This is a genomic window from Streptomyces sp. NPDC058678, from assembly GCF_042714835.1.
Taxonomy (GTDB): Bacteria; Actinomycetota; Actinomycetes; order Streptomycetales; family Streptomycetaceae; genus Streptomyces.
Genome location: NZ_JBHXSG010000067.1, coordinates 37,378 through 46,286 on the forward strand (window position 1 = coordinate 37,378; position 8,909 = coordinate 46,286).

An 8,909-nucleotide genomic window follows, 5' to 3' on the forward strand; every position below is an offset into this window, starting at 1 on the left:
GGACACTTTCCCTGCTCCACCACGCGTCAATCTGGTTCCGTGTCCGTCGAAGATCCCCAGGGCTCCAAGACGCGCAGGATGGGTGACAGGAGTTTCAGCGACCAGGCAGTCCGCTGGGTGTCCGCGCCTTCGGGCGGGTCGTTGAGGGCGGTGGTGACGCGGCGCAGCAGTCGGAAGCCGTCGGTCAGCAGCCGAGGGCTGGGGCGCAGGGCGAGGACGGAGCCCGCTTGCCGGGCCAGGCCCGGCCACTGGATCTGGTGGCTGAGGAGCGCTGCGAGTCTGATCGTGGCCGTGAGGGGGGCGCGGTTCGTCGGGAGATACTGCCGCAGTAGTTCGACGAGGGGCCGGGCGATCGCGCTTTCCGCCGCGGCGATGCCGAACTGGATGGTGAAAGCCCGGGTGAGGTCGTCGACAGCCTCTTCGTACCGCTGGGCGTACACGCGGACCATGCCTCGGCCCACCAGGCACCACGGCCATTGCGGGAGCTCGGACAGCGCCTGATCGAAGTCCTGCTCCGCTTCGGCGAGTCGCCCCGCCTCCCACCGCAGCCATCCGCGCATCGCGAAGGCGAGCTCGTACGCGTCGTCGAGGGAGATCGCGTGGTCGAGGTCGGACAGGGCTTCGGTGTCGCGGCCCAGGCCGTGCAGTGCCCAGGCTCGGAGCGTGTACGGCCAGGCCCCGCCGTGTAGGCCGTCCTCGTCCGGGGCGGCCAGGGCGCGGTCGACCTCTTGAAAAGCCTCCGCGTGCCGTCCGAGGTCGAGGAGCAGGCCGGCGAGTTGGGCGCGGTACCACCCCGACCCGGAGTCCAGGTCGGCCGCCCGCGCCATGTCGCGGACCGCTTCGTCCCACCGCTCCAGGCGACTCAGGCATCGCGACCGCTCCGTGTAGGCCCAGGTGTATGCCGGATCGATGCCGAGCGCGCGGTCCAGATCCGCCAGTGCCTCGTGATACCGCCCCTCGGCGCGGTAGAGCTCGGCGCGGCTGGCGAGGGCCCAGTCCTGCTCGGGGTCGAGTTCCACGGCCCGGTTGAAGTCGGCGAGCGCTTCGGCGCGGCGCCCGGCCGTCAGGTTGACGTGCCCCCGATAGACGTGGTTCCAGGCTCCGTCGGGGTGAGTGCGAATCACCTCGTTCATGTCGGCGAGGGCGTCGTCGGCGTTCCCCATCTGCTGGTGGGTGTGGGCACGCTCCACCAGGGCGTCGTCGTGCTGCGGCTCCAGGACCAACGCCGCAGTCAAGTCGGCGAGGGCCGACCCGTACCGCTCGGCGCGCCGGTGGAGACGCCCTCGGACGATTCGGGCGCGCAGTTGTCCTGCGGTGTTCATACCGGAGTGAGCGAGCAACGCGTCAAGGACGGCCATGACCGCCGAGGCGTCGTCCCGGGACGCGGCGGTCAGCCGGTCCCCCCATTCCGCCAGGCCCTCGTCCGCGCTGTCCGTCCCTGCCTGGGCGAGCAGCTGCGCCCAGCGACGGGCCGTGCCGCTCCCGTGCTCGCAGGCACGGACGGCCTCCGTGAGCGCTTCCGGCAGAAGGCGGCGCGGATCGGCACACAGGCGGTGGTAGGTCTCGTTCGACCGGTGCTCGCGCCAGACCGCGTCGCCCCAGCGCTCCGCGGCCGCCACCACCTCCTCCCGTTCTGCCCGCCAGGTGCGGAAGGTCTCCGCGAGCAGGTCGTGCGCGGCATGCCATCGGGCGGGGGACTGGGTGCGCTGCAGCCGCAGCATGGGAGCGCGTACGACGTCGTGGTAGCGGCACCGCCCGGCCTGGTCGGTGACGAAGGCGAGTCGGCGCACCCAGGAGTACTGCTCGGCGGCCTCCGGCGGTGCAACGGCACGGTAGATGTCCTCGTCGAACTGCAGGGGCAGGGACAGGGCAAGAGCGGCGGCCCGCCGCGAGGGGTCCATCTCCCATTTCAAGAACCGCTCCACCGCCGTCCCCGACGGGTCGTCCACGGTCTGGGCCGAGTTGGGCCGTGCCTGCGCCAGGGTGTGCACCAGTACGGGGAGTCGGCCCGACAGGCGCAGCACGACCTCGACGACCCGTTCGTCGGTGACGCCCCGCAGCGCCAGCAGGGCCCGCGCTTCTTCCTCGGTGAACACCTCCAGCGGCACCTCCGTGACCAGATCGAGCCAGTCGCCCCAGCTCCGGGCATTCAGACGGCCCTGTCCGGACAGCACGATCTGCACGTTGGCCGGCAGCGCGCCGTGCACCTCGCCGAACGCGATGTCGCGCAGCCACTCGTCCAGCACGGGCCCCGTCCGCTCGTACACGTCGAAGAACAGCACCACCCACGGCCGCCGCCGCGCCACCTCGGCCAGGTCCTGAAGGAACACCGGGGTCAAGCCGCGCACCGGGGCCATGACGAGCCGTACGTCGTCGTGGGATCGCAACCGTGCACCGAGCGCGGCCCGCAGCCGGTCCGCGCCCTGGGCCACCTGCTGCGGATCGACGGTGCCGGCGAGCGCCCCCACGACCGGCACCATCCCGAGGCCGACCAGGCCCACCTGCGCGGCGACCGACCCCGAGAGTGAGGCCGCAGGCGGCTGCGCAGCGCTGCCGTCCTCCGTGGCCGCATGCGTGGTGTCCCGCGCCGACTGCGCCTCGTGAGTACGTTGGCGGAACGTCGCCAGCAGCTTGTCGAACCGGCGAAGCTCCAGGCCCTGACGGCCCAGCCGCTCACCGACCTCCTCCATCGCCTCCACAGCGCTGTGCACACTGTCGTCGAGGTACACCGTGGCCGCGCCCTGTTCGAGGGCGACCGCCTCCCACTGCCGCACCAGCGAGGTCTTGCCCACACCGGCGTTGCCGCGCACGTGGAAAAGAAACTGGTAGTCGTCGCCTTCCACACCCTGGGCGAGGTTCTCCCGGAAGGCGTTCATCTCCCCACGTCGGCCCACGAAGCCGCTCCGGCGGCGACGCCGGATCAGCTCCTGCCGTGAAGGTCGCTGTTCTGCCATCCCGCACCCCCGGCCGCCAGTATGGCAAGGGTGCCCACGGCCCGGCTCGGATCGCGACCTCCTCCTTCCGCCGAGCGGGCACCCCAACTCGACGCAGTGGCCCGTGAGTCGGCGGGGTAGGGCCAACGGCGGCGTCGCGTTCAACTGCGCGCTCTACCGGCTGCCCACGCGGTGTCCGCCAGTACGCTCACTGCGTAGTCGGGACGACAGACGTCGCTCCGTGAGTTGTGCGGGGCTTCACGCCGGCCGTCGGCGGGGCGAAAGGAGTGGGGAAGGTGAAGCGGGAGCGGGCCACCGCGTTGGTGGAGGGCATGCTGCGGCGACTGGATGAGGGGACCGACTGGCCGCTGGCCCTGGTTGACGAAATCTACCTCTTCGGCTCCTACGCCCGTGGCGCCCTCCAGCCGCACGACGTGGACGTCGCGGTCGAAGTCCGCCGCGATGAACGCATGAGCCAGCACGTCGTCGCGTGCCTCTTCTCCGGCCGCAACCCCTACAGCGACTCCGCGGGCAGCTCGTCGGACGCAGCCGCGGCATCCAGCTCCAGTTCGACACGGCCCAGCGCCAGCAGCTCGAGAGTGAGGGCGTGTCCATGCTGCGGTTGTGGCGCCGCGGCGACACCCTTCAGCACCCCCTGCTGACCCTGCACGGCATCGAGCCGGATCCCGAAGCCGGGCGTGCACCACGCGACGACATGATCGAAGAGTTCGAGGGCCTGGACCGTGCGATCCCCCGCCCGGTCCGCCACGACCTGATCACCTGGCGCGACACTGGCCAGATCACCATCTCCCGCATCACCCTGCCCGACCTGCCCGACCTGCCCGACCAGCCCGACCAGCCCGACCAGCCCGCCGAACCCGCCGACCGTGACATCGCCATCGACCTACGCACCCGCTGGGTGGACCACAGCCCACTGCGCCGCGCTGCTCTCGCAGCCCTGCACCACCTCCAGGAGCAAGGGGTCGACTTCAGCGACGTGGAGCTGTCCGGCTACCGCCTTCCCACCCCCAGCCGTATGGCCGGCCGCCTCGAAGAGGCCCGCTGGTGGGTGAACTGGAAGTGGCAGCACTACCGGTCCATCCCGTACTGCCTGGCCAACGGTGAGGGATGGCTCGAAATCCCGACTTCCACCCGCCCCCTCCATGCCCTGCTCCTCACCCCCGGCCCGACACCTGCAAGCATCTGAAGTGGTGAGGCCAATGAGGACGTCCGGCCAGCCGAGTGAGTCCGTCCCTTCCTGCGGCGATGCAGTGGAGCGACGGGGACCGGCATCGCCGACGCCTTCGAAAACGAGAATTCACGGACTGGCCCGTGCACAGGACCTCGAAGGATTTGCGCACATGGCGAAGCACCCATGGAAGACCAAGCCCCGTTGAGGCCCGTTCAGACGGCCGGAAAGCTCCCTGCTGGAGCGGCTCAGTTCACCCAGAAGAGGCGCGGTGCTCTTGACCGGCGGCACTCTCTGCACCGTCCGGCTGCCACTTCCACGAGGAGAGCCGCTGCTGTCCGAGCTGATGCGGCCCAGGTGCCGTAGCGCGCTGCGAGGACTCAGAAGCCGTACCGTCCGCTCTTCCTCGCCAGGGCCCACACGTAGTACCACTTGTCCTGGCGAAGAGAGTGCCGGCCGTTGTCGGCCGCCGCCTGAATGATGCCCCAGACGCCACCGGCCCCCGCGGCCCCCAGAACCGTCAACGCCGACTGAAAGGCTGGACCGTACACGGCGACCAGCACGGCACCTACCGTGCCGACCCCCGCCCCAGTCACCGCTACGGCCCGCTTCCTGCGCGCCGCGCTCAGCTGCGCCTGGATCCCCCGGATCTCGTCCTCGATTCGAAGCCCGATCCTGATCAGCTCCCGCTCGGACTCCACGGCGTTGAGCGCGTCATCCAGCTCCAGGAACGTCTGGCGCAGGAAACCCCGGAAGCCAGCGTACGAGGCGAATTCGTGGACCGTCAGCTTGCTGAAGTCCAGAAGGTCCACACCATCGACGAACGGCAGGTCGAACTGCAGTACCGGTCGCACGATCTGGCTTTTCACCGGCCCGGTGTCGTATTCCTCGACGACCCTCCCGCTGCTGACGAGGAAGTCGAGCGCGCTGGGAACGTTTCGCGCCTCGCGCGTGCTCCCGCCGCCGTAGTCGCTCACATCCCAACTTTCTCGTCCCCACGAATAGGTCGGCAGATACCAGGCAAGACCCGCCCTGAGCAGCGGTTCGACATCGAGGATCCAGCGTCCCAGGCCGTCCAGGTCGGGGCAGTGCATGGCGACGTGTTCCGAGATTTCGGTGACCGCGCCTACCTGTATTTGTGATTCGCCACCGGGCCCGCTCGAGGGTTCAAGGACAGATCTCCTCCTGGTCATCGCCGCGACGGTGTGCTGCGGAAAGCTCCGGTCGTGCGCCAGCAGGAGGGAGTCGGCAACCAGAACGCCGCGCTTGGTGAGACGTCCCAGATCGCCGGCGTCAGCTCCCAAGCCGACGTGGAAAGCCGACGCTGAGAACCTCTTCTCGTCCACCAGCTCTCGCTTGCGGCTGTTGTAGAGGAACGCGCCGTAGGCCTGGCCCACCGACCGGGACGACCTGCGGTCCTCCGCCGTCAACTCGCTGAAGAAAGCGGTCATATGTTTCGCGACCGTCGGATTCTGAATGGTCTTCTTACGCCCAAGCACGCCGAAAAGCTACTGGCTGCCCGACGCCGAGGGGCACCACTGGGTCAGATGTGACACATGCGATACCCCATGACACCCACCAGCAGGGCGGGAGTGCGGCAGGAGGACGTCCAGGCCGACGAACGCCGGCCAGGACTTCGCACTGTGCCTACCTGAGGGGTCCTGTGCTGTGTTGCTCGCTCACCTGGACGTGACGCTCGCCCCGGCAACTGTCGATGGAGGGCCTCTGGTTGAGTTCAGCTTCGTCTGGGAGGAACGAGGGCGGCCAGATCTGCTCTGCTGGCGACGCGCTTGGGTACGGACATGGGCGGCACCGTAGTTGGCACGACAGCTACCGCGGCGCGATAGCAGACCTCCTCTTGTCGGGTGGCTGCGGCTGATGTGCCACTGTCGGTCGTCCGACGCCCTCAGCCGCCTCACCACCGCCATCCTCCGAGCTGCACGACGAATGGATCGCTTTCCCCCGCCGCCACCTCCCCGAAGGCAGCATGGACAAGATCTATCCGGATGGAGATCAACCTGGCACGGTTACACCACCACAGGGCAGATGACCATGTGCCAATCCAAACTGCGCCTGGCCAAGCTGGAGTTCAGCGGGCGAGGGTGACGGTGATGGCTGGTCTCTGGGCATGTGACGAGACGTTCGGCGAGGGTTGTCTGCTCATTGGGGGAGTCCTGACCGGACTTGGACCGGTTGGACGCAGGGGGAGCGTTGGGGGCGTCGGAAAGGTGCCGGAAGCGAGCGCTATGGTGCGTGGCCGTGGACGCTACTGATCTTGACTACCGGGCCCGGACGCGGTCCGGCTGCATCCCGCCGGAGCTGGTTTCGCGGCTGCTCGAACGCGGTCACGTCGACGTGGTGGAGCTGCACGCCGGGCGCGGGGAGTGGTTCTGCGCGCTGGCGTGGGCGCGGTTGCTGGGTGAGCAGGGCCGGCAGGCCGACGCGTTGGAGGTGCTCGCCCCGTACCTGGCGACCGGCTGGTGGACGGCCGTCACAGCCGCGGCCGAGCTGCTGGAGAGCTGGGGCCGCGTCGACGAGGCGATCGAGATTACCCGGGTCCGCATGGAGGCCGGACACCCGATGGCGCTGGAGTCCTACGCGCGCCTGCTCGCCCGGCACGGCCGTGCCGAGGAGGCGTTCACCCTGCTGCGCCCGCACATCGGCGAGCTGTCCCTCGTGGTGGTACTGGTCGACGTCGCGGCCGCCGCCGGCCGCGACGAGGAAGCCGCCGCGCTGGTCGCCGCCCGGACCGAACACCGGTGTTCCGACTTCCCGTGGTGCTGCCGAGGCCTCGATCGCGACACGGCGATCGGGCTCCTCGCCAGGATCCGCGAGCGCCAGGGCCGCGCCGACGAGGCGATCGCCCTGCTGCGCACCGGCAACACCATGCTGCTCAACAACCGTGAGCAACTGGCCGGGCTGCTGGCACGGCGCGGCCGACTCGACGAGCTTCGGACAGTTGCGGCGACTGATGACTCGAGGTACGCCGTACAGGCGCTCGCGAGATTGATGGAGGAGCGCGGCGACGTGGAAGGGGCGATCGCGGCATACCGGCAGACCAAAGGACCCGTGGCCCGCGACCCCAACTCGGCTTTCGAGCTCGCGCAGCTCCTGGTCCGGCACAGCCGGGGGAGCGAAGCGATCGACGTGATGCGTGTCCAGGCCGACGCCCGCAACGGAGACGACTGGATCCTCCATACTCTGTCCGGCCTGTGCCTCGACCAGGGCCGCCCCGGGGACGGCCTGGCACACCTCGACGCCCTCGACGCCGCCCGCGGGGGCGAGGAGGACTGGGACCTGTACTGGATACGGCTGCCGCTGATCGCCGCCCGCGACGGCGTCGACGAAGCGATCGGACAGGCCCGCTCCCACCCCGAGGGCGCCACCTCGTACGCGGCGCCGCACATCGCCGAGCTACTCGCTGGCGCCGGACGCACCGAGGAGGCCGTCGCCGTCCTCGAACAGCACGCCCCCGCGAACAGCCATGACCTGGCCGGCTACCTCATCGACCTCGGCCGCGTGGAGGACGCCCTGGCCGCCCTCCACCGGTGCACCCCCCGCCCGCCCGAGCTGCCGGACGGCCCATGGCACGACGATCCCCCGTTCTGAGGCCCTGCCCGGTCTGGGCCCGCAGCAGAGCGTCCCGTCACCTGGAGCGGCGTGCCGGTTGCCCGTTTTTGACCTGAGTTGTCGTTTCGTAGCCGGTGTGGCTCTCGTCCTGAACCGTGGGCGCGGCCAGGGCGCAGCGACTGGTGGGATCGGGCATAGCGGCAGTGAGTTGGAGGAGTTGGAGACTGAGCTCCTCGAACAGCAGATCCGAATCCGCTGGGCTGGTGGCGGGAGTAGTTCGTTGTGCCTCAGGAATCGCGTACGAAAGCTTCCTTGGTCGGAGAAACGGGCCCTTCGCCGTCGGTAGGTCGCCTGGGGGGTCTGCAGGGGGCGGAGGTAGCGACTGAAGGCTCAGCTACTCGGCGACTGCTCGGTCGCTACTTGCGGATAGTTCAAACCCGCAGGTCAACGCGCTATTGGGTCATGTGCAGCGACTGAAGCGACTCAAGTCCGGGGTATATGAGGACATTCATGTGTGCGCGTGTGCGTTATTTATAGCAAGCTTCAGTCGCTTCAGTGGGACTGCTGCATGATCGGGTGACAGCGGGGTTTATGCAGCCAGAGCTGCGGGTGGGGTCATGATGGTCTCGTACTCGACGGGGGGCAATCGGCCCAGGCGTCGTTGCTGTCGGCGCCGGTGGTAGGTCCGCTCGATCCAGGTGACGATCGCGATCCGCAACTCCTGGCGGGTGGCCCAGACGCGGCGGTCGAGGACGTTCTTCTGCAGCAGTGCGAAGAAGCTTTCCATTGCGGCGTTGTCGCCGGCGGCCCCGACCCGGCCCATTGGGCCGGCCAGGCCGTGCCGGGTGAGGACGGCGGCGACCTTGCGGGACCGGAATTGCGATTCGCGGTCGGAGTGCAGGATGCATCCCGCAGCGGGGCCGCGGCGGGCGACGGCGGACTCCAGCGCGGCCACCGCGAGGCGGGACTTCATCCGGGCGTCGATGGAATAGCCCACGATGCGGCCGGAGTACACGTCCTTGACCGCGCACAGATACAGCTTGCCTTCGCCGGTCGCGTGCTCGGTGATGTCCGTGAGCCACAACCGGTTCGGCCCGTCCGCGGTGAAGTTCCGCTGCACCAGGTCATCGTGGACCGGTGGCCCGGCTTTGGCGTTCTTCCCGCGGCCCCGGCGTTTGCCGAAGGCACTCCACCAGCCGTTGTCCCGGCAGATCCGC

5 protein-coding genes and 1 pseudogene are annotated in these 8,909 nt (G+C 69.2%); 3 read left to right on the top strand and 3 right to left on the bottom strand.

Annotation, left to right across the window (positions count from 1 at the left end):
* Positions 1-26 precede the first annotated feature (26 nt).
* Complete coding sequence (locus ACFWWR_RS39660) at positions 27-2,894, bottom strand: tetratricopeptide repeat protein (protein WP_384308605.1); 2,868 nt, start codon at positions 2,892-2,894, stop codon at positions 27-29.
* A 371-nt stretch (positions 2,895-3,265) separates the two neighbouring features.
* Here ACFWWR_RS39660 and ACFWWR_RS39665 point away from each other — a divergent pair.
* Together ACFWWR_RS39665 and ACFWWR_RS39670 are read left to right on the top strand one after the other, a co-directional pair.
* Positions 3,266-3,355: pseudogene (locus ACFWWR_RS39665) on the top strand (nucleotidyltransferase domain-containing protein); the annotation flags it as partial.
* 68 nt (positions 3,356-3,423) lie between these two features.
* Positions 3,424-4,140: a nucleotidyltransferase domain-containing protein gene (locus tag ACFWWR_RS39670; RefSeq protein ID WP_384308629.1), complete on the top strand. Its 717-nt coding sequence runs from the start codon at positions 3,424-3,426 to the stop codon at positions 4,138-4,140.
* Between the two features lie 362 nt (positions 4,141-4,502).
* Here the strand turns inward: ACFWWR_RS39670 and ACFWWR_RS39675 are convergent, their stop codons facing one another.
* Positions 4,503-5,621: a hypothetical protein gene (locus ACFWWR_RS39675; protein ID WP_384308608.1), complete on the bottom strand. Its 1,119-nt coding sequence runs from the start codon at positions 5,619-5,621 to the stop codon at positions 4,503-4,505.
* Between the two features lie 760 nt (positions 5,622-6,381).
* Between ACFWWR_RS39675 and ACFWWR_RS39680 the strand changes: the two genes are divergently transcribed.
* Positions 6,382-7,731, top strand: a complete 1,350-nt coding sequence (locus ACFWWR_RS39680) for a tetratricopeptide repeat protein (RefSeq protein WP_384308611.1) — start codon at positions 6,382-6,384, stop codon at positions 7,729-7,731.
* Positions 7,732-8,281: 550 nt separating this feature from the next.
* On the opposite strand, the gene ACFWWR_RS39685 is transcribed toward ACFWWR_RS39680, so the two are convergent.
* Positions 8,282-8,909: IS3 family transposase (locus ACFWWR_RS39685; protein ID WP_384308614.1), on the bottom strand; the 628-nt coding region annotated here is incomplete at its 5' end.